Origin of the sequence: Pseudomonas sp. I3-I5 (assembly GCF_022699445.1) — a bacterium.
Lineage (GTDB): Bacteria > Pseudomonadota > Gammaproteobacteria > Pseudomonadales > Pseudomonadaceae > Aquipseudomonas > Aquipseudomonas fulva.
Map to the genome: position 1 here is coordinate 1,302,286 of NZ_CP093940.1, position 20,503 is coordinate 1,322,788.

A 20,503-nucleotide genomic window follows, 5' to 3' on the forward strand; every position below is an offset into this window, starting at 1 on the left:
GATGAAAATCCAGTACTTGATGGTGCCAGTGCTATCGCTGCTCCAGGCGTGTAGTCATGGGACCGATGCGGTAGCTGCACAAGACTACGGCAGGTTGCTGATTGCTGAGCGTTATGAAAATCAGTCACCTGTCAATTCCTGTTCCATCCCGATACCGGCGCCAAGTGATTCGATGCACACCTATAGATTAGAAAATCACGGTTGTAAGAGGAACTCGGATTATTTTTCCATGAGCAACGTCGCCTCGGCGGTGGAGATACGGTTCTATGATCAAGTTGATTGTAAAGAGGTGCCTGTGAAGCCTGTGCATCCGCCCCGTGAAAACAATTGGACTGCCCACGTCGAAACGATAAAACATCCGACGACCACCCGGTGGGTAAAAATGACTGAAGTGCGAGACACGCCGGTCCGCGGTATTGTGGTAGCGGGTGTCCAATTACTTAAAAAAGAAGTGATTTCTACCATCGTTCCTCCATGGGAGCATCAACTCAGCTGCGTAAAGATTCGTAATCTCCCATAGCATCCAACCCACTGTTACCGCCAAGGCCGGGGGGCACCATGTCCGTCAAGCACTCACTCCATTCCAACGCCTTCAACTTCATGAGCTTCATCCAGGGCGGTGTCGATCCGCGCACCGGGCAATACACGATGAAGATCGAACTGCCCGACCTCTGTGCCAATACGTTGCTGGGCCCGGAATTCACACCGACGTTGTCATTCTCGCCCCTCAATATCATCGACTCCGGCTACGGCGCTGGCTGGACGCTCCAGTTATCCCAGTACACACCGGATAACCAGGTGCTGGCCTTGGGCACAGGCGAAACGTACCGCATCACCGACCGGAATGCGCAGCCGATGGTGCTGGCAGAGCAGAAACTGGTCAATTTCAAGGTCTATCGTGACAGTGATGATGCCTTCAGGATTGAGCACCGCTCGGGCTTGGTAGAGATACTGACTCGCCAAGGCAGTAACCAGGCTCCGGTATTCTTGCCGGCTCGGCTGTTCTCGGCCCAGGGCCAGAGCCTGGCTTTCACGTATCGGCTGTTCAACAGCCAGCATCCGGTACTCGACTCCATCAGTGACGACACTCAGCAGAACGATGGCAAGCGCCGTATCCTGTTCCAGACCGCTCGCACGGCCAATGCCGTCGTGTTGAAGCTGCACCCGTTCGTCGGTGCAGACGGAGCGCCCCTGGTCACCTACGACATGCAGCTCAAGGAGGATGATCAACGGGTCGAGCGCATCAGTGTATTGGGCGAAGCGCAGGGCAAGCAGGTCGAACAGGCGCGGTGGGATATGATGTACGTACGTACACACGGTCACCTCTGTCTGAGCCGTGTGACTACGCCAACGGGAGCAGTGGAAATGCTCTCATACGCTGATGCCGGTCACCAATTCCCTGCTGGCAGCGGCCGGCCTTCGCCGCTTCCCCGGGTCACCCGGCATCAAATCGAACCCGGGGCAGGGCAGCCTTTGGTGGATGTGGACTACCGCTACCCTGGCGCGCACAACTTCATAGGTGGCGGCACATCGCTGCCATGGCGCGACGATGGCTTGGATAACCTCTACAAACTCGCCGACAGCGATACCTACGAGTATCAGAGCGTGGAGGTCTGGAAACAGGAAGGCCAGGAGATTCGTAGCATCACCCGCACCTTCAACCGTTACCATCTGCTGACTGAAGTAAAGACCCTGCAAGGCAATTGCCAACAAACCTCTGCCACGGGATACACCATTAACGCAGGTGGCTTCCACCGCCAGCCGCCCACGTTCCAGTTGCCCACCGAGGAAACGCGCCGGTGGGTGGTGGTCGGCAGCGAAGTACCCGCGCGTTCGGAATCGGTTATCAGTACCTACGATAACCATGGCAACGTCTTGACCCGCAAGGAAGCCAACGGCATCGAGGTGCGCAACGAATGGTTCCAGGCGGCGGAGCAAGAAGGGCATCCGCACGACCCCAGTGGCTTTGTGCGGCACCTCAAAAGCACGACCACCTATCCGGCCAGCGACGGACAGGGCTTGGCACCGGTGCTCAGCCAACGTTTCAGCTATGTGGCCTATGCGCCGCTTGACGACGCCGAGCAGCCCGGTCCAAGGTTGACGGTGCCGTGGTTCGAAGTCGAAAGCGAAACGCTGGTCGATGTGGACGATGGCGAGCGCTGGCTGGAGTGCACGCGTTATGAGTACGAACATCAGGCAGCCAGCTGTATGGGGCGGGTGAGGGAAAAAGCCGTGCAGTACCCCGCAGGACCGGAGGATCCACCCGAAGCGACCCTCGATACCGTCACCCATTATGACTACTCTACGCCACTGAGCACCCACACCCGGCAGAGCGTCTTGCACACGCTTGAGACGCTGACCGGGTACGACGGTGAGGTCAAGCAGACCACCCTGGAGCATTCGCTGCACACCGGCCAGCCGCTGCTCAACCGCGATGACAATGACGTCGAAATCCGTTACGAGTACGACCCGTTGCAACGGGTGACCCAAGAGACGGTAGCGCCGGGCAAACCCCACGAAGCCACTCGACGCTATACGTATTTCTTGCGAGATTCCGCTAACGGTGTGCCCGAACAGTGGCAGTTTGACGTCAAGGGCGTAAAGACCATCACCTATCTGGACGGCCTGAACCGGGTGGTCGAGGAACAGCGCATGGACGTCGATCACCCTCTGCTCGGCGAAACGCTGCGCCAGACCTACCGCGCCAGGTACGACGCACTGGGTCAGATGCAGACGCAAACCGAAATCGACTGGCTCGGCGATCAGCAGCTGGAACTGACCAGCACGTTCGAGTACGACGACTGGGGCGAGCAGGACTGCGTGGTTGGGCCAGACGGCGTGCGCGAGTACACGCGCACTGACCCCGTCGGTACCCCTGCTTCCAAAGGCCCTGTTATCACCCAATGGCGTGAGGTACTCGACGAGCAGGGGAACCTCGTCTCCAGCGGTATCACCGTTACGTGGCTCAACCTGTTCGATAAACCCACGCGTATAGAACGCTTTGCGCCTGGCAAGCTGGAGCCAGCTGACGCCATCAGCCTGCAACGCAATCAGTACGACGGGCTTGGGCGCCTGTTCGAGGAGAGCGTAGGCATGGCGGGCAAACCTCAGTGTGTCAATCGATACACCTATGACGCCTTCGAGCGCTTGGTGATCCACACCCTGCCCGATGCTGCCCAAGTGCGGCGAAGCTTTGCCGCCCATAGCCGCGAAGACCTGCCCACGCGTATCAGCGTATCGAGCAGCCGCGGCGGCGATCAACTACTGGGTGAACAAGGCTTCGACGGCCTGAACCGGCGTATCAGCGCCACGACCGGGGGGCGCCTGCAGCGCTTCGAGTACGAACCCGGCCAGCGCAAGCCGTGCTGGGTAACCATGCCCAGCGGCGAGCGTGTCCATTACGAGTACCAGCCCAGCCTCAGCGAGCAGCCTACGGTGCGTACGGTCGGCGGCGTCACCACCCGCTTCACCCACGATCCACAAAATGCGCGCTTGATCGACTGTGAAATCCCTGACCTGCGCTTGACTCGGGATCATTTCAGTAATGGGGACGTGAAAGTGGAAAGGCGCTGGGTTGAGGGCGAGGCTGCGCCTTTCGAGATGCGTTACGACTACAGCTATCGCAGCCGTCTGCTGGCGTACCAGGATGTGCTCGGCCAGGTTCAAAGCAACGACTACGATGCCCTGGGGCAGCTGAAATGCACCACCTTGTACGCCGCACTAACCGACCAGCCGCTGCTTCAGGCCCACTTCAGCTACGACCTGTTTGGTCGCCTGCACACCACGACCACCCGGGACATGGCCAGTGATCAGGCGCTGCGTACGCAACTGCGGTATGACCCACATGATCGCGAAGACCTACGCACCTTCGAGTTCGGCCGCTTTGCGCTGGACGAGGATACGGGCGAGTGGGTTTTCGTGGCCGAGCATACTCAGACCCTCAGCCAAGCTTATGATGACGTCGACAAGCTCGTCCTGCGGGTACTGTCCGATGAAACCGGTGTGCTACGCGAAGAATCCTACAAATACGATTTGCGCGGACGCCTGACCGACTACAACTGCGCGGGCGAGCAATGTCCGATTGACCCCTATGGCCAGCAAATCAAGACTCAACTGTTCCGCTTGGATGCGATCGACAACATCGACCTGTTGACGACCACTGCGGCCGACAATAGCCGTTCGCGGGTCATCTACAAATTCGAAAATGCCGCGGACCCAGCGCAGTTGACCGCCATCGAGCATTCATCTCTGCCGGCGGTGCAGCTGCGCTATGATGCCAATGGCAACCTGATCCAGGACGAAGCCGGCCGTACCCTGACGTACGATGCGTTGAACCGCCTGCAGAGTGTCGATGGACCCACCGGTGCTGCTCGCTACCATTACGATCCCGAAGATGTACTCAGCGGGATGAGCCAGTAGAAGGTGCATAGGCGGGGTAGGGCATCGAAGCGCAGTTTAGCGGTAGCGAATGGTGAAGTTGAGTGCTCCGTTGGCGTCACCCGCACGCACGGCGGTGGCCGCTTCCACCTGAATGAACTGCGCACTGAAACGCAGCGGCGTGGTGCCATCGGCCAGGGGTCTCAGCGGCACCTCTTTGTTCAATGCCAGGGGCGTGCCATCTTGCTTGAGAATTCGTATGCCTACGCCTCGCGCCGACGATGTGGTAGTCAGTGAAAAAATACCTTCCAGGGGCGAGCCGATCGGAACTGAACCATTGATGCCGGTGAGCTCGATGGTGGCGTAGGTGTTGTGCTCAGGGTCGACCTCACAGCCGCTGAGCGTGATGGTGAAGGGTTCTGCCGGCGTGGTGACTCCGGGCGCGCTAAATCGCGAGCGCTCCCACTCGCCTAGCTTGACCGGGTTAGGGCTGACGCCTGTGCCTTCCAGGCTGCACTCGCTGTTGACCACTTCGGCTTGCAAATAATAGGTCAGCGCCAAGCCAACGGTCGGTTCATCAAAGTACCCTGTGAACATGCTCGTATCGAGTTTGTGGATGCCGGGCGGAATTGGCCCGGTCTTGTACAGGGTCACGTTGTTTTCAATGAATCTCAGCTGAAACGCTGACGTGTTCTCGGCATCGTGATAGGCAGTAAACGGCACCAGCGGCGGGTTGCGCCCGTAAGGTATGAATGTTGTCGGACCTTGGTCACTGAATGGCCAACCCAACTCGATACGTGCACCAATACCCGGGATATTGGTTTGCAAGATCGGGCTGCCATCGATGGTATGGATGGGGAGCAACGGGCGTACCGGTTCAAACTTGAAGTGCCAGCGCGTCCCGCGGTTAAAACACTCCAAAAGGCTGTTCGCCTCGTTATTCGTGAAATCATAAACGTTGAAACCGCCCAGTTGGCGACCTACCTGGGCATCGCGCGGCACATGCACGGTACCGAGTTTACGAATGAACGTCATTGGGCCTGTTGGGTATTTATCGAACCACCAGCAGGCCTTGCTTTTGACTTCGGAGGCGGCCACTGCTGGCTGGCTGCTGATGCTTAGCACCAACGCAGCGCACACTGTCAGGTATTTCATCATTGGGACTCCTTCAGAGCCCAGCCTGTGCTCAGGCTGGGCGCTACAAACATAGGGCCTAGCCGCAGACCAGCGATAGCAGGTGATAGCCTTGCTGAGCAGGCGAGTCTTTGGGGTCAACTGCGACTTGGCACATGCCGTCCTCATGCTCGTTCCAGCGCACGCTCAACACCTGCGCCTGGGTATGCGTGGAAAGCATGACTTGGCCCGCCTGGCCGACGATGCCCAGCTGCTTGCCCAGGCTGTCGACTACTTGGGCGCCGAAAGGCAACGGTCTGCCTTGTGCAGTACGCAGCGTCAGCACCAAGCGGGTCACGCGGCGGGCCTCGAAGCGGTGCTTGACCACGGCGCCTCGGCTTGGCACCACGCGTGCCGAACCGTTGTCGATTTCCACCTCCGGGCCGAGGCGGTCGGTCTGCAGCACCAGACTATTGTTGCGGTAGGGTTGCAGGTGCGGTACCAAGGCAAAGCCCTTGGCATTGGTCAGCGCTCCGGTGGCATTGCGCACACCCACATCCGCAATGTCGGGGACCTCGATCAGGGCCGCCGTATCCCCAAGGTACGGGCCAACGGCCAAGCCATCCTCATGGAACAACAACGCACCACTGGCATTGAGGGAAAGGCTGCGGTAATCACCGGCTTCGGTGAAACCTGCGCCCAGCGAGCCACTGCGGCCTTGGTGCGCGATGCTCAATGCTGCGGCCTTCTGCTTGTTTTCGTTCTGACTGAGGCTGGCGCTGTAGCTGATGGGGTACTGTGTGCTGGAACCGTTGAGCGTGGCACGCTGACTGTGGCCCTGGTTGTTGCTCAGCGCATCGAAGGACGCCGTGGCGCTGTGACCGATGTCCAGCGGCATACTCAGCGTCAGGCCGAACAGGCGCTGGGACGGGAAGTCGTCGTTCAATGACTGGGAGGCAAACAGGCTGTAGTTGACCCCGCCATGGTGGGTTGTGAAATTGACCTGATACTGACGCTGGGTGGTCGAGCGTTGCCAGTAGTCTTGCTGCGAATAGGTCAGGCTCAGGCCGCTGCGCTGCCCCACAGGCTGGTGAACGGCCGCTTCCAGGCGGCTTCGACGGGCTCCCATGAAGCTGTCTTGTCCGCTATGTTCACGCACGGCTTCGTCGAAGTCGCGGTATCCGCGGGTCGAGTAACGATAGCCGGCAAAGCGCAGGGTGGTCTGGCTGGCAAAGGTCTTGCCATACCTGATCGCGTGGCTTTGGCCTTGTTGGTTGCCAGAGGCCGCTTCGCTGTTGGCCTGGGTGATGTCCAAGCCAAGCGCGCCCCAATCGCCTAAATCCTTGCCCAGGCCGATATTGGCGGCGTGGTAGTAGTGGCTGGCCATCAGCCCACCGTAGAGCGTGGTGTTCCACGGCATGCCCACTGCGGCGGTGGATTGCCATACGGTCGGGCGGTCGAAGCTAGCGGCTGGGTTGTAGCGACCCACGGCAATGCTGTAGCGCCACACGCCTTCACGCAACAGGTTGCTGAGCGTGGCATAGGGCTGGGTGTAGCGTTGTACGCGGCCATCGTCCTCGGTCAGGACAATATCCAGCTCACCGCTGCCGCCTGGGCTCAAGTCGTCGATGGCATAGGGCCCAGGGCTTACGTATGTGGTGTAGATCGGATAGCCGTTCTGCCACACCTCGAGCTTGGCCCGGGTTTGCGCCACGCCACGGATGATCGGGGCGTACTGCTGCAGCGTGTCGGGCAGCATGCTCGTGTCCGAGGCAACTTGGACGCCAAGCAGAGGAATACCGCGAAAGACATCGCTGTCGAGAAACGTTTCGCCGATCGTGAGATTGCCGCGCAGCCCTGCGATACCTCGTTGTGCGTAGGTTTGGGACCGGCTCCAGCGTGTTGCACCCGTACCGTTTTCGCGCCATGCCTGGCTGCTGCGCAGCCGCCAGGCGCCAAGGTTGACACCGCTGTTGATGTTCAGGTCAGCGCTCGAATAACGCCCCGAATAGCGGTTGTGGCCTTGGTAGGTGGAGGCTTGGTAATTGATGAAGGCTGCGTTGATGCCGTGGTCCCACTGCGCAGTCTCCACCTGGCTGGCCAGATCACGGCGCATGGCGATCTGTGGCACCGACAACGTCAGGCGTAGCTTTGCGGCATCGAACATCGATGTGGCGCCTGGAATGACGGCAGGCAAATCCAGGCAGGTCGCCGTGGCCAGTGTAGGATCCTGCAGGCTTTCGAGCCGCACTCCCATGCCGACGAGCAAGGGCCCGGGCAAGCAGGCATCCAGGCGCTCGTCTTGCAGGGTGAACGTCAATTCATGGTTGCCCACGAACTCCAGGTTGAGCACGACATCGACCCGGTAGCGGCCAGGCGGCAGCGAGGTCGAGTCGGCAAGGGCGTCCAGTGCGATACTCGACACGCTGTCAGGCTGGGTACCGGCCTGGCGCAAGAAATGCGCATCGAACTGCATTGCAGGTTGGCTGTGGGAGCTGGCATGGGCGACTGGCAGCCAGGGGCTGATGCCGATTAGCAGGCACAAGCAGGCGCCGCACGGGCGTCCGGGCGTGATTAATGGCATGGAAAGTTCCTCGCCTATGACGGCAAGCTAGGGGCGATTGGCGATAGGCAGGGTGAAAGGCTTGGTGTAGCCACCGAAGTCATTGATGATGCTGAACCTGGCCTGCAGGTCAGGGCCAGGCTGAACTCCGTCCAGCGGCAAGTAGTGATCGCCAAACGGTGGCAGCATCGGAAGGTTTTCCAACTTGCCGGAACGCTGCGCACCGACCACCTCCAGCTGACTGAAGGTGACGTGGAACGGGGTGGGGTTGTGTGCCCTGAGTTGCGTCTGGCCGTTGGCCGAATGCAGTGAAAACTGCAAGTGGTTTGCCTGGGTGGCAGGGCTGCCCTTGAGCCGGTGGGGCCGGTAAAACAGCTTCAGACGTGTACGCAGCGCGATGTTCAGGGTGTTGTACTGGCCTGGCACGGCTTGCGGGATTTCCTGGAGGTTCAGGAAAAACAGGCTTTCTCTGTCTTCGGCCAGATCGTTGGGCAAGGCGCTGATCTGCAACAGTTGCTCCTGACCAGGATCGAGGCGAAACAACTGCGGTGAAGGCATCAGCGGCACTGCGGTGACACTGTCGTCAGCCTGGGTATTGATCCAGACTTGCGCTGCATACGTCTGTTTACTGGGGTTACGCACCACGACGGATGTGCTGCGGCTGTCGCTTGGGTAAACGATCCGCGTGTTGCTCAATGTGAGCGCAGCCTGACTGCTGCCAACGGGCAGGATAAGCAGCAATGCCGCTGCGCAGGTGCTGAATATCGCGCGCAGCGAAGCCGCCCGTACTGAAAAACCTGGCATTGAAAGTCGTCCTCTAGACCAGGTGCGCAACGGCACCTGGACGCGATGGGGGTACAAGGTGTGAGCCCGGCCTGTAGCCGGGCTCGGCAGGTCAGATGATGTCGACGGTGAAGTGAATGCTGGCCGACGCTGCGCCTGGCAACACAGGTACGCTGGTTGCGCGGTAGGTCGCGTGGAACACCATGCGAGACTGGCCCGTATCATTCAGGTCGTACTCGGCCGATGCGCTACCTGGGGCGACCGCACTGCCAGTGCGGTCACGCAGCGCGATGGCTACGTTCTTGGCACCATCGGAAGTAGGGGTGACCGCGAAATAGTTGCCGCTGACATCGGCAGTGCCCTCGAAGGTGACGGTGGCTTTGTTGCTGCTGAAACCACACACCGCGCCCTCTTCCACTACCAGTGCGAAGGTGCGTTGGTTGTACTCTTCACCGCTGGCCTTGAAGGCGCTGGCTGGCAGCTCACCCATCTCCACGGAGCTGCCGATGGCGCCGGAAGGTGGCGAAATGATGATCGGGCAAGTGTCGGCAGTGATTTTGCCGTCAAACATTACAAGGCCTGTGTTGGCGTTTGCCGATGTGCCAATGGCCGTCATGAGGAAGCCGAGCGATGCGGCCAGGAGAGACTTTTTCATAAGGATCCTTGTTCGAGTGACTAATATTAAATGACTGAAAGGTTAATTGAACGCCAGTGGTAGTGGTGTTCTTTAACTTCGGCGCGAATTTTATAGAAGTCACTTTTTTAGTTGCAAGGATAATATGAGTTCGATGTTTGTTATATTTTTTAACTATAAGACTATGTATTAGTTGTGTGTTGATTTTTCTGAGGGGCGGGGGAATTTTTTTCGAGTTAATAATTGAGCGGTGTGGCGCAATAGGCCTATTCTCTACAAAGAGTAAGAAAGCGTGAACCCGGCATCAGCTGAAGGCAACGTATTAATAAGAACACGTTCCATGGGAGGACGAGGTATCCCACGTCCGGCGTGGGATACCTGGGTGAATCAGTGGCTACTGCCTTGGCGTTGTTGGCTCAGCAGCTGCTTGTGCTGATGCCAGTCAAAGGGTTGACCGCTTTCCTGCGCTGCGAAGCGAAGCTCCTCGAGCTGTTGATACATATCCAGCTCTTCATCAGGCATGAAGTGCAGGCAATCACCGGCAAAGAACCATAGCAGATCGCGGGGCACCAAATGTGCGATTTGCGGGTAACGCTGAATCACTTGGCAGATCAAGTCCTGGCCCAGGTACTGGCTTTGCAGTGGGTCTTGTGGCAACACGGTCAGCAGTTCGTCAAAGCGTTCGAGAAACAGGGTATGGCTTTCTTCCGGCACCTGCTCCGCTTCGCCCAGCGCCACGAGGATGGTGCGCAGGTGCTGCAGCAATTGCAGGTGGTATTCCAGGTGTGGGTTGGCCATGGCAGGGGTCCTTGGTATGGCTGAAAGGGGGGCGGAGTATACGCCTCCCCTGTCGTTCGGAAAGACTCAGCGCACTTTCCCGGGTTCGGGTGTCAACTGCACCTTGTCAAAGGCATCCACATCGATGACCTTGCGCCGCGCCTGTTCAGCCGCGTGCAGGCGTTGCCCCTCGTCCGGTTGCAAGACGCCAGCCTCGACCGCTGCATCGATGGTCGACTGGCCAGGCGCAGGGCGGACATCGCCTTGCTTGAGCGCCTGGTGCAAGGCCTTGCTCAGCGGTGCCGTGCTGTCGAGCAGATCGCTGGCCTGCTGGAGGGCGGCAACGGGGTCGTTCTCGCGCTGTGGGCGGTAGCAGCCGGCAAGCAGTTCTTCCAGGGCCGGATCACCCTTTCTACGGCCGATCAGCTCAGCCACTTGGGCATCGAGTTCGTCACTGGGGCCGGTATGGCGCCGACCGAAAGGGAACACCAGTACGCGCAGTGCACAGCCCACGAAGCGATTGGGGAAGTTATCGAGCAGCCGATCCAGGGCGCGTTCGGCTTGCCCCAGACTCTCTTCCAAGGCCCAGCGCAACAGCGGCCGCAGGTGCTCGGCCGAGCCCTGATCGTGGTAGCGTTTGAGCGCTGCGCTGGCCAGATACAGATAGCTCAGTACATCACCCAACCGCGCGCTAAGTCGCTCGCGGCGCTTAAGTGCACCACCGAGCAGCATCATGGACAGGTCGGCCAACAGGGCAAATGCCGCCGCCTGGCGGTTGAGGGCGCGGAAGTAGCCTTGGCTCAGGGCATCGCCGGGCACCTGCTCGAAGCGGCCCAGGCCCAGTCCGTAGATCAGGGTGCTGGCCGCATTGCCCGTCGCAAAACCAATGTGCTTGGCCAGCAAATCATCGAACTCCACCAGCGCCTGGTCCTGGTCCTGGCGCGCGGCCAGGGCCATTTCCTTGAGTACGAACGGATGGCAGCGTATGGCGCCTTGGCCGAAGATCATCAGGTTGCGCGAGAGGATGTTGGCCCCCTCGACGGTAATGAATATGGGCGCGCCCTGCCAGTTGCGGCCCAGGTAGTTGTTGGGGCCCATGATGATGCCCTTGCCGCCGTGCACGTCCATCGCGTGCTGAATGCACTCACGGCCGCGCTCGGTCAGGTGGTACTTGAGAATCGCCGACAGCACCGACGGTTTCTCACCCAAATCCACGGCCTTGGCCGTGAGCAAGCGGGCGCTGTCCATCAACCAGGCGTTGCCGCCGATGCGTGCCAACGATTCCTGGATACCCTCGAAGGCCGCCAGGGGCACGTTGAACTGCTCGCGGATGTTCGCGTATTGGCCTGTGACCAGGCTGGTGTACTTGGCAGCGCCCGTGCCAACTGCCGGCAGCGAGATGGAGCGGCCTACCGACAGGCAGTTCATCAGCATCATCCAGCCTTTGCCGAGCATGTCCTTGCCGCCAATCAGGTAGTCCAGGGGGATGAACACGTCCTTGCCACTGTTGGGGCCATTCATGAAAGCCGCGCCCAACGGCAGGTGGCGTTTGCCGATCTCAACGCCGGGTGTGTCGGTGGGAATCAGCGCCAGGCTGATGCCAAGTTCTTCTGTCTCGCCGAGCAAGTGGTCCGGGTCGTAAGCCTTGAAGGCAAGGCCCAGCAGGGTGGCGACCGGCCCGAGGGTGATGTAACGCTTCTCCCAGTTCAGGCGCAGGCCTATGACGTCTTCCCCCTTCCACTGGCCTTTGCAGATCACGCCAGTGTCGGGCATTGCCCCGGCGTCGGAGCCAGCGTGGGGACCTGTGAGGGCAAAGCAGGGGATGTCCTCACCGCGAGCCAGGCGCGGCAGGTAGTGATCGCGCTGTTCGTCGGTGCCGTAATGCAGCAGCAACTCTGCAGGGCCCAGGGAATTGGGGACCATGACCGTGGAGGCCAGGTCACCGCTGCGCGTGGCGAGTTTCATCGCCACCTGGGAGTGGGCGTAGGCGGAAAAGCCCTTTCCCCCGTACGCCTTGGGGATGATGAGGGCGAAGAACCCGTGATCCTTGATGTGCTGCCAAGCCTGCGGTGGCAGGTCCATGTCCTGGCCGATCTGCCAGTCGCTGACCATCGCGCAGAGTGCCTCGGTCGGGCCATCGAGGAAGGCCTGCTCCTCTTCGGTGAGCATTGGCGCAGGGTAGGCGAGCAGGGTACGCCAGTCGGGGCGGCCACTGAACAGCTCGCCGTCCCACCACACGGTGCCGGCATCGATCGCCTCGCGCTCGGTCTGCGACATGGGGGGCAATGTGCGCTTGAACCATTTGAACACCGGGCCCGTGAATACCTTGCGGCGCCACTCGGGCAGTAACACGAGCGCGGCGTTGAGCGCGATCACCAGCCACACCACAACCAACAGCCAGCCGGGGGCTTTGCTGAAGATGCCCATCAGCAGCGTGTAGACGGCAACGATGCCAAGTATCTGCAAGGGCGGCAGGCGCCGGTGCATGAGGTAAACAGTGCCGATCACCAGCACTAGCAGCCACAACAGCAACATAATCACTCCTCCTTGGAACCAGGGGCTTGGCCATCCCACAGAGCTTAGACACCACGCTATGAACGGCACTGTCAGAACAGTGACAGGGTGTGGCAGCGTGAGTTTCAGTTCATGCTCGTTCTTGCCGGTATCTTCGCGCGTACAGCCGGCTAATGTCTGGAGTAGACTGCATGACCTGAGCATTCCTGAGGACGTCGTCATGCTGAAGATCTGGGGCCGCAAGAACTCGAGCAATGTGCGCAAGGCATTGTGGATTGCCCATGAGCTGGATCTGGATTTCGAGTCGATCGACGCTGGAGGCGCTTTCGGCGTGGTAGATGAGCCGTACTACCGCGCACGCAACCCAAATGGCCTGGTGCCTATGCTGGAAGATGGCGACCTGACCCTGTGGGAATCCAACGCCATCGTCCGCTACTTGTGCGCCGGATATGGTCAGGCGCAGGGCTGGTACCTGGACGATCCGCGCCAGCGCGCCCTGGCCGATAAGTGGATGGACTGGACCACCTCTTCCCTGGCGACCCCTTTCCGTCCGCTATTCTGGGGCATGCTGCGCACCCCTGAAAATCAGCGGGACTGGGTGGCGATCAATGCGGCGCACAAGCAGTGCGCACAGTTGCTGTCCATGGCCGATCAGGCCCTGGCCACACAGCCGTATCTGTCGGGAGAACACATTGGCATGGGTGATATCCCACTGGGGTGCTTCGCCTACGCCTGGTTCGAGATGCCCATCGAGCGTCCGGACATGTACCACCTCAAGGCGTGGTACGAACGCCTCAAGAGCCGCCCGGCCTATCAGGCTGGCGTGATGACTGCGCTGACCTGATCGAACACCGCAGCCGTTTCGATAGTCACTATCGATACACGTGACTGTACTTGTGCGGCCGAGCCTTGCACCATTGGCCGCACTCACTGCGCCAGTGAACCTGTCTGGCGTGTCCTGAACCTTATTCTTCGGTAAGTGACCCGCTATGAGTTCTGCCCTGTCCATCCGACAGCTGACCAAGACCTACGGCAACGGCTTTCAAGCCCTCAATGGCATCGACCTCGATGTTGCCGAAGGCGACTTCTTCGCCTTGCTTGGCCCCAACGGCGCCGGCAAGTCCACCACCATCGGCATCCTTTCTACCCTGGTGAACAAGACCAGCGGCACGGTCAATGTGTTCGGTCACGACCTGGACCGTGCGCCGTCTGCGCTCAAGCGCTGCCTGGGCGTCGTGCCGCAGGAATTCAACTTCAACCAGTTCGAGAAGTGTTTCGACATTGTTGTGACCCAGGCCGGCTACTATGGCATTGCGCCAAAAATCGCCAAGGAGCGGGCCGAGCAATACCTGACCCAGCTGGGCCTTTGGGACAAGCGCGATGTACCGTCGCGTTCGCTTTCTGGCGGCATGAAACGCCGCTTGATGATTGCCCGCGCGCTGATCCACGAACCGCGCTTGCTGATTCTCGACGAACCCACTGCCGGGGTGGACATTGAACTGCGCCGTTCGATGTGGAGCTTTCTCACCGAACTCAACGAGAAGGGCATCACCATCATCCTCACCACCCATTACCTGGAAGAGGCCGAACAGCTGTGCCGCAACATCGGCATCATCGACCACGGCACCATCGTCGAGAACACCAGCATGCGCAACCTGCTGGGCAAGCTGCACGTTGAAACCTTCGTGCTCGACCTCAAGCAGGACCTGGCCAGTGCCCCGGCCCTGCAAGGGTATCCTTGCCGATTGCTGACGCCTCATACGCTGGAAGTACAGGTGGACAAGGACATCGGCATTACCGCGCTGTTCAGCCAGTTGGCGCTGCTGAACATCGAGGTATTGAGCCTGCGCAACAAGACCAATCGACTTGAGGAGCTGTTCGTGTCACTGGTGGAAAAGAACCTGTCGAAGGTGGCCGTATGAGTGTGGAGCTGCGCACCAACTGGGTCGCCCTGAACACCATCGTCTATCGCGAGGTACGGCGCTTCCTGCGCATCTGGCCGCAGACCTTGCTGCCCCCGGCGATCACCATGGTCCTGTACTTCGTCATCTTCGGAAACCTGATTGGTCGGCAGATCGGCGACATGGGTGGGTTCACCTACATGCAGTACATCGTACCGGGGCTGATCATGATGTCGGTGATCACCAACTCCTACGGCAACGTGGTCTCGAGCTTCTTCGGTAGCAAGTTCCAGCGCTCGATCGAGGAGTTGATGGTTTCGCCGGTGTCGCCACACACCATCCTGGTGGGGTACGTACTGGGCGGAGTACTGCGTGGCTTGGCGGTAGGTGTGATCGTGACCATCCTGTCGATGTTCTTCACCGACCTGCAGGTGCATCACCTGGGGGTGACCGTGGTGGTGGTGCTGTTGACGGCGACCATCTTCTCGTTGCTAGGCTTCGTCAACGCGGTGTTTGCTCGCAATTTCGACGACATCTCGATCATCCCGACGTTCGTGCTGACCCCGCTGACCTACCTGGGCGGCGTGTTCTATTCGATCACCCTGCTGCCACCGTTCTGGCAGACCGTCTCGTTGGCCAACCCTGTGCTGCACATGGTCAATTCGTTCCGCTACGGCATTCTAGGGGTGTCGGACATCAGCATTGGCACGGCGATCACCTTCATGCTGGTGGCCACTGCCGTGCTCTACCTGCTGTGCGTGCGGCTGCTGGTCAGTGGCCGGGGCATGCGTGCCTGAAACGTTGCACCGGCATTGGCGACGACGCCATTGCCGGCCCACCCACCAGCGCCAGTACAGCAGGGTGCTGAAATAGCCGAGCATACCCAGCAGCACGGCGCAGACGATTGAACCGAGCAGGAAGGGTTGCCAGACCGTCGACAGTTGGTCGGTGATCCACTGGAAGGTCAATGTGTCGGGCAGCGCGCGTGGCGGTACCTGCATCAGCCAGGCACCGACCATGTATGTCACGAAAAACACCGGTGGCATGGTCAGCGGGTTAGTCAGCCACACCAGGCTGACGGCGATCGGCAGGTTACCCCGCAACGGAATGGCCAACGCAGCGGCCAGCAGCATTTGCGCAGGCATCGGGATCAAGGCGGCGAACAGGCCGACGCCCATGGCTCGTGCTACCGAATGACGGTTCAGGTGCCACAGGTTCGGGTCATGCAGCAACGTGCCGAAAAAGCGTAAGGACTTGTGTTCCCGAATACTGCTCGGGTCCGGCATGTAGCGTTTGAATAGTCGGCGCGGCATGGGGGCTCCCGGAGCGTTGACCGAGGCAGTATGCCCTGATTCCCGGTCGGCCTCGTTCAGAGTTTGTGACAATTGTTGAGCAAGCATTGCCGACAAGTGGGCTATGCCTCAGAGGTTGATTCAGCTTCTGGAGCTCTACCTCATGCGCACAGGGATGTTGGCGCTTGCACTCGGTCTGCTCAGCCTCGGCCTGGTGCCTCAACTGCCATCGGTCGGATGGCTGTTATTGCTTGCGGCGGGCGCTGTCGTCAGTCTGTTCACCCGCGGGTGGTTGCTGGGCGTGTTCCTGCTGGGCTTTTGCTGGGCCTGCTGGTCTGCCAAGCAGGCCATGGATGATCGTCTGGCGCCAGGGCTCGAGGGTCGCACGTTATGGCTGGAAGGGCGCGTGGTCGGCCTGCCGGCGCGCACCGCGCAAGGCGTTCGCTTCGACCTTGAGGGGGCGCATTCCCGGCGTGCCGAATTGCCGCAACGCCTGCAATTGAGCTGGTTTGACGGGCCACCGCTGCGTGCCGGCGAGCAGTGGCGCCTGGCCGTGACCCTGCAGCGGCCGGGCGGGCTTTTGAACCCCTACGGGCCTGACCGGGAGGCGCAGTTGCTGGCACGTCGGGTCGGCGCCAGCGGAACGGTCAAAGCCGGGGAGTTACTGACGCCCGCGCCAGCCAGCTGGCGCGATGCGCTGCGCGAGCGGCTACTGGCTGTCGAGGCCAATGGTCGGCAAGCCGCGCTGGTGGCGCTGGTGCTTGGCGATGGGGCAGGCCTGGCACGCGAGGACTGGCAGGCGCTACAGGCAACCGGCACCGTGCACCTGCTGGTGATTTCGGGCCAGCACATCGGCCTGGTGGCGGGTCTGCTCTACGCCGTGGTCGCGTGGTTGGCCCGCTGGGGGCTGTGGCCGGCCCGGGTGCCGTGGCTGCCTTGGGCCTGTGCGCTGGCCATGAGTGCGGCGCTGGCCTACGGCTGGCTGGCTGGGGCAGGGGTGCCAGTACAGCGCGCCTGTCTGATGCTGGCCGTGGTGCTGCTGTGGCGGCTGCGCTTTCGTCATCTGGGTGCGTTTCACCCCTTGTTACTTGCGCTGGTTGCCGTACTGCTGTTCGAGCCATTGGCAGCGCTGCTTCCAGGTTTCTGGTTGTCATTCGGCGCCGTGGCCACGCTCATCTACACCTTCAGTGCCCGGCTAGGGGCTTGGCAACCCTGGCAGGCCTGGACGCGAGCGCAGTGGGTCATCGCCGTCGGGCTGCTCCCAGTGCTGCTGGCGGTGGGCTTGCCGGTGAGCCTGAGTGCCCCGCTGGCCAACCTGGTGGCGGTGCCGTGGGTGAGCTTGGCGGTATTGCCGCTGGCGCTATTGGGCACCTTGTTGCTGCCCTTGGGAAGCGCAGGTGAGGCCTTGCTGTGGCTGGCAGGCGGCCTGCTGGATATCTTGTTTCGCGCCTTGGCGCTGGTCGCCCAGCAGCGCCCGGCATGGGTGCCTCCCGCATTGCCGTTGTGGGCCTGGCTGCTGGTCTGCCTGGGTGCACTGCTGCTGTTGCTGCCACGGGGTGTGCCGCTGCGTGGGTTGGGTGCGGTGATGCTCGTGGCGCTCTGGGCACCTCGCGAGCCTGTCCCGGATGGCCAGGTCGAGGTGTGGCAGCTGGACGTGGGCCAAGGCTTGGCGGTGTTGCTGCGTACCCGGCAGCACAGTCTGCTGTATGACGCAGGTCCAGCCAGGGGCGAAAGCGATCTGGGTGAACGGGTCGTGTTGCCCACCTTGCGCAAGTTGGGGGTCGACAGCCTGGATCTGCTGGTGGTCAGTCACGCCCATGCCGACCACGCCGGCGGTGCAGGTGCAATCGGGCGCGGGCTGCCGATCAGGCGGGCGATTGGCGGTGAGCCGCTGGAAGCGGTTCCGTTACAGCCTTGCGTCAGTGGCGAGCAGTGGGAGTGGGACGGCGTGCGCTTTTCCCTGTGGCGCTGGGCGGATGCGCGCACCAGCAACGACCGCTCCTGCGTGTTGCTGGTCGAGGCGTCGGGCGAGCGGTTGCTGCTGGCCGGGGACATGGAGGCGGGGGCCGAACGTGCGTGGCTGGCTGCCATGGACTCACCACGCATCGACTGGCTGCAGTCGCCTCACCACGGCAGCCGCAGTTCGTCGAGCGAAGCCTTCATCCGCGCTGCGGCCCCGCGTGGGGTACTGATATCCCGCGGGCGCAACAACAGCTTCGGGCATCCCCATGCACAGGTGGTCGAACGCTATCGCAGACATGGCATGACCCTTCACGACACGGCGGTGGAGGGGGCGTTGCATCTGGTGCTCGGTGTGCAAGGAAAGGTCGAGGGTATGCGCAGCCAGCGCCGGTTCTGGCGTGACGCCAGGGGTGGTTAATGCTGATGAGCCCCTGGCGCGCCTATGGTAAAGTGGCGACCTTTTCCAGAGGGCTTCTACTGTGTGGGAATTGGTCAAGTCAGGCGGTTGGATGATGCTGCCGATCATTCTGAGTTCCATCGCCGCCATGGCTATCGTCGTCGAGCGCCTGTGGACCCTGCGCGCCAGTCGCGTCAGTCCTCCCCACCTGCTGGGCCAGGTGTGGATGTGGATCAAGGACAAGCAACTGACCAGTGACAAGCTCAAGGCCCTGCGTGCCGACTCGCCCTTGGGGGAGATCCTCGCGGCAGGGCTGGCCAACTCGCGTCATGGTCGCGAAATCATGAAAGAGTGCATCGAGGAAGCCGCCTCGCGCGTCATCCATGAGCTGGAGCGCTACATCAGCACGCTGGGCACCATTGCCGCCATGGCGCCGCTGCTGGGCCTGCTGGGCACCGTGCTAGGCATGATCGACATCTTCAGCGCGTTCATGGGGTCGCAGATGACCGCCAACGCCTCGGTGCTGGCGGGCGGTATTTCAAAGGCCCTGGTAACTACCGCAGCCGGGCTGATGGTCGGTATCCCGGCGGTGTTCTTCCATCGCTTCCTGCTGCGCCGCATCGATGAGCTGGTGGTGGGCATGGAGCAGGAGGCGATCAAACTGGTGGAGGTGATTCAGGGGGACCGCGAGGTGGAAGTGGCGGGAGGCAAGGCGTGAAGTTTCGGCGCAATCGCCAGCGCGAGAACATCGACATCAACCTCGCGTCGTTGATCGACGTAGTGTTCGTGTTGTTGCTGTTCTTCGTGGTCACCACCACGTTCACCCGCGAAACCCAGCTGCGCGTCCAGTTGCCCGAAGCGGCCAGCGCCGAGCGGGCACCGGGCGATGAGGGCAAGTTGGTAGAGATCACCATCAGTGCCGAAGGGGTGTATTCAGTGAATAACCACCTGCTGCCCAAGAGCGACCTGGCCACCCTCAGCGAGGCCATCGAGCGTGAATCAGGTGGCGACAATACACTGCCCCTGGCCATCAGTGCCGACGGCAAGACCCCGCACCAGGCTGTGGTCACCGCAATGGATGCCGCCGGCAAGCTCGGCTTCAGCCAGTTGCGCATGACCACCGTCGAGGCGGCCCAGAGCACACCCTGATGACACTAGCCGATCGCCTGCTTGCTGCCTGGTACACCGGCCATCCTGCACTGGCGTTGCTGCGTCCGCTGGAAGCGCTGTACCGCTGTGTGGTCAAACGCAAGCGCAGGCGTTTTCTCAACGACCAGCGGGCCAGCTACCGCGCCCCGGTGCCCGTCATCGTGGTGGGAAACATCACCGTCGGCGGTACGGGCAAGACCCCCATGATTCTCTGGCTGATCGAGCACTGCCGCCAGCGGCGCTTGAGGGTAGGGGTGGTCAGCCGTGGCTATGGCGCCAAACCGCCGCAGTTGCCTTGGCGGGTCACGGCCGATCAGGCTGCCGAGCAGGCGGGCGACGAGCCGCTGCTGATCGTGCAGCGTACCGGTGTGCCGCTAATGATCGACCCGGACCGCGCCCGTGCGGTGCAGGCCCTGCTGGCCAGCGAACACCTGGACCTGATCCTGTGTGACGACGGCATGCAGCACTACCGCCTGGCGCGAGACCTGGAATTGGTCTTGATCGACGCCGCTCGCGGCCTGGGCAACCGCCGATGCCTGCCGGCCGGCCCCTTGCGCGAGCCTGTCGAGCGCCTGAAGGCGGCCGACGCGGTCCTGTTCAATGGCGCGGAGCAAGACACTGCCGAAGGCTTTGGTTTTCGCCTGCAGCCCAGCGCATTGGTCAACCTGCGCACGGGCGAGCGCCGGGCACTCGACCATTTTTCCGCCGGCCAGCGCCTGCATGCAGTGGCCGGCATCGGTAATCCGCAGCGTTTCTTCAATACCTTGCAAGGGCTAGGCTGGCAGCCGCTGCCGCACCCCTTTGCCGACCACGCACAATTCAGTGCCCAGAACCTTGCCTTCACACCGCCACTGCCGCTGGTCATGACCGAGAAGGATGCGGTGAAGTGCCGCTCTTTCGCGGCCGAGAACTGGTGGTACCTGGCTGTGGAAGCCCAACCCACGCCGGCATTTGGCACTTGGTTCGACCTGCAGTTGCAACGTTTGCTACCCAAGCCCTGATCCCGTTTTCAATGTCGGCCATCTGGCCAAAGGAAGCCTT

Annotated in this window: 16 protein-coding genes; 9 read left to right on the top strand and 7 right to left on the bottom strand. The window is 61.2% G+C overall.

Annotated features, from left to right (window positions below):
- Nucleotide 1 precedes the first annotated feature (1 nt).
- On the top strand, nt 2-520 hold the full coding sequence (locus MOP87_RS05825) for a hypothetical protein (protein ID WP_132578882.1): 519 nt from the start codon (nt 2-4) through the stop codon (nt 518-520).
- Between the two features lie 38 nt (nt 521-558).
- Nucleotides 559-4,419 (top strand): hypothetical protein, encoded by a 3,861-nt coding sequence (locus MOP87_RS05830; RefSeq protein WP_242810234.1) that lies wholly within the window; start codon nt 559-561, stop codon nt 4,417-4,419.
- Nucleotides 4,420-4,455: 36 nt separating this feature from the next.
- Here MOP87_RS05830 and MOP87_RS05835 read toward each other — a convergent pair whose 3' ends face one another.
- The 6 genes from MOP87_RS05835 to MOP87_RS05860 all read right to left on the bottom strand — a co-directional run bounded on the left by MOP87_RS05835 (nt 4,456) and on the right by MOP87_RS05860 (nt 12,782).
- Nucleotides 4,456-5,535 (bottom strand): fimbrial protein, encoded by a 1,080-nt coding sequence (locus MOP87_RS05835; RefSeq protein ID WP_242810235.1) that lies wholly within the window; start codon nt 5,533-5,535, stop codon nt 4,456-4,458.
- A gap of 55 nt (nt 5,536-5,590) precedes the next feature.
- Nucleotides 5,591-8,074, bottom strand: a complete 2,484-nt coding sequence (locus MOP87_RS05840) for a fimbria/pilus outer membrane usher protein (protein WP_236167478.1) — start codon at nt 8,072-8,074, stop codon at nt 5,591-5,593.
- Between the two features lie 27 nt (nt 8,075-8,101).
- Complete coding sequence (locus MOP87_RS05845) at nt 8,102-8,857, bottom strand: molecular chaperone (RefSeq protein ID WP_236167477.1); 756 nt, start codon at nt 8,855-8,857, stop codon at nt 8,102-8,104.
- 91 nt (nt 8,858-8,948) lie between these two features.
- Nucleotides 8,949-9,491, bottom strand: coding sequence for a fimbrial protein (locus tag MOP87_RS05850; RefSeq protein ID WP_242810236.1), 543 nt, complete (start codon nt 9,489-9,491; stop codon nt 8,949-8,951).
- Nucleotides 9,492-9,857: 366 nt separating this feature from the next.
- A complete protein-coding gene (locus MOP87_RS05855; protein WP_027914343.1) occupies nt 9,858-10,268 on the bottom strand; it encodes a PA2817 family protein in 411 nt (136 codons plus the stop codon).
- Between the two features lie 66 nt (nt 10,269-10,334).
- Entirely contained in the window at nt 10,335-12,782 is a 2,448-nt protein-coding gene (locus MOP87_RS05860; RefSeq protein ID WP_242810237.1) for an acyl-CoA dehydrogenase, read from the bottom strand.
- A gap of 199 nt (nt 12,783-12,981) precedes the next feature.
- On the opposite strand from MOP87_RS05860, the gene MOP87_RS05865 reads away from it, so the two are divergent.
- The 3 genes from MOP87_RS05865 to MOP87_RS05875 all read left to right on the top strand — a co-directional run bounded on the left by MOP87_RS05865 (nt 12,982) and on the right by MOP87_RS05875 (nt 15,459).
- Entirely contained in the window at nt 12,982-13,605 is a 624-nt protein-coding gene (locus tag MOP87_RS05865; protein ID WP_242810238.1) for a glutathione S-transferase, read from the top strand.
- Nucleotides 13,606-13,750: 145 nt separating this feature from the next.
- The gene (locus MOP87_RS05870) at nt 13,751-14,683 is read left to right on the top strand and encodes an ABC transporter ATP-binding protein (protein WP_027914346.1); all 933 of its coding nucleotides are present in this window, start codon (nt 13,751-13,753) and stop codon (nt 14,681-14,683) included.
- The gene (locus MOP87_RS05875; RefSeq protein ID WP_023533108.1) at nt 14,680-15,459 is read left to right on the top strand and encodes an ABC transporter permease; all 780 of its coding nucleotides are present in this window, start codon (nt 14,680-14,682) and stop codon (nt 15,457-15,459) included. The genes MOP87_RS05870 and MOP87_RS05875 overlap by 4 nt, the downstream gene beginning before the upstream one ends.
- On the opposite strand, the gene MOP87_RS05880 is transcribed toward MOP87_RS05875, so the two are convergent.
- Nucleotides 15,343-15,975, bottom strand: a complete 633-nt coding sequence (locus MOP87_RS05880) for a DUF2062 domain-containing protein (protein WP_115933573.1) — start codon at nt 15,973-15,975, stop codon at nt 15,343-15,345. The two genes, MOP87_RS05875 and MOP87_RS05880, sit on opposite strands and share 117 nt — an antisense overlap.
- Nucleotides 15,976-16,117: 142 nt before the next feature.
- Between MOP87_RS05880 and MOP87_RS05885 the strand changes: the two genes are divergently transcribed.
- From MOP87_RS05885 to lpxK, 4 genes are all read left to right on the top strand, one after another.
- Nucleotides 16,118-18,334 carry a DNA internalization-related competence protein ComEC/Rec2 gene (locus MOP87_RS05885; protein WP_111475459.1) on the top strand — a complete coding sequence of 739 codons (2,217 nt, stop codon included), beginning with the start codon at nt 16,118-16,120 and terminating at the stop codon, nt 18,332-18,334.
- Between the two features lie 61 nt (nt 18,335-18,395).
- Nucleotides 18,396-19,031: a MotA/TolQ/ExbB proton channel family protein gene (locus MOP87_RS05890; RefSeq protein ID WP_023533075.1), complete on the top strand. Its 636-nt coding sequence runs from the start codon at nt 18,396-18,398 to the stop codon at nt 19,029-19,031.
- Nucleotides 19,028-19,462, top strand: a complete 435-nt coding sequence (locus MOP87_RS05895) for a biopolymer transporter ExbD (RefSeq protein ID WP_028687688.1) — start codon at nt 19,028-19,030, stop codon at nt 19,460-19,462. The genes MOP87_RS05890 and MOP87_RS05895 overlap by 4 nt, the downstream gene beginning before the upstream one ends.
- Nucleotides 19,462-20,463 carry a tetraacyldisaccharide 4'-kinase gene (gene lpxK / locus MOP87_RS05900; RefSeq protein WP_111475460.1) on the top strand — a complete coding sequence of 334 codons (1,002 nt, stop codon included), beginning with the start codon at nt 19,462-19,464 and terminating at the stop codon, nt 20,461-20,463. The genes MOP87_RS05895 and lpxK overlap by 1 nt, the downstream gene beginning before the upstream one ends.
- Nucleotides 20,464-20,503: the final 40 nt, after the last annotated feature.

What these genes read in the sequence shown, in the direction of transcription:
- MOP87_RS05825 (WP_132578882.1), top strand. Translation starts at nt 2, where the DNA reads ATGAAAATCCAGTACTTGATGGTGCCAGTGCTATCGCTGCTCCAGGCG.
- MOP87_RS05830 (WP_242810234.1), top strand. Translation starts at nt 559, where the DNA reads ATGTCCGTCAAGCACTCACTCCATTCCAACGCCTTCAACTTCATGAGC.
- MOP87_RS05835 (WP_242810235.1), bottom strand. Translation starts at nt 5,535, where the DNA reads ATGATGAAATACCTGACAGTGTGCGCTGCGTTGGTGCTAAGCATCAGC.
- MOP87_RS05840 (WP_236167478.1), bottom strand. Translation starts at nt 8,074, where the DNA reads ATGCCATTAATCACGCCCGGACGCCCGTGCGGCGCCTGCTTGTGCCTG.
- MOP87_RS05845 (WP_236167477.1), bottom strand. Translation starts at nt 8,857, where the DNA reads ATGCCAGGTTTTTCAGTACGGGCGGCTTCGCTGCGCGCGATATTCAGC.
- MOP87_RS05850 (WP_242810236.1), bottom strand. Translation starts at nt 9,491, where the DNA reads ATGAAAAAGTCTCTCCTGGCCGCATCGCTCGGCTTCCTCATGACGGCC.
- MOP87_RS05855 (WP_027914343.1), bottom strand. Translation starts at nt 10,268, where the DNA reads ATGGCCAACCCACACCTGGAATACCACCTGCAATTGCTGCAGCACCTG.
- MOP87_RS05860 (WP_242810237.1), bottom strand. Translation starts at nt 12,782, where the DNA reads ATGTTGCTGTTGTGGCTGCTAGTGCTGGTGATCGGCACTGTTTACCTC.
- MOP87_RS05865 (WP_242810238.1), top strand. Translation starts at nt 12,982, where the DNA reads ATGCTGAAGATCTGGGGCCGCAAGAACTCGAGCAATGTGCGCAAGGCA.
- MOP87_RS05870 (WP_027914346.1), top strand. Translation starts at nt 13,751, where the DNA reads ATGAGTTCTGCCCTGTCCATCCGACAGCTGACCAAGACCTACGGCAAC.
- MOP87_RS05875 (WP_023533108.1), top strand. Translation starts at nt 14,680, where the DNA reads ATGAGTGTGGAGCTGCGCACCAACTGGGTCGCCCTGAACACCATCGTC.
- MOP87_RS05880 (WP_115933573.1), bottom strand. Translation starts at nt 15,975, where the DNA reads ATGCCGCGCCGACTATTCAAACGCTACATGCCGGACCCGAGCAGTATT.
- MOP87_RS05885 (WP_111475459.1), top strand. Translation starts at nt 16,118, where the DNA reads ATGCGCACAGGGATGTTGGCGCTTGCACTCGGTCTGCTCAGCCTCGGC.
- lpxK (WP_111475460.1), top strand. Translation starts at nt 19,462, where the DNA reads ATGACACTAGCCGATCGCCTGCTTGCTGCCTGGTACACCGGCCATCCT.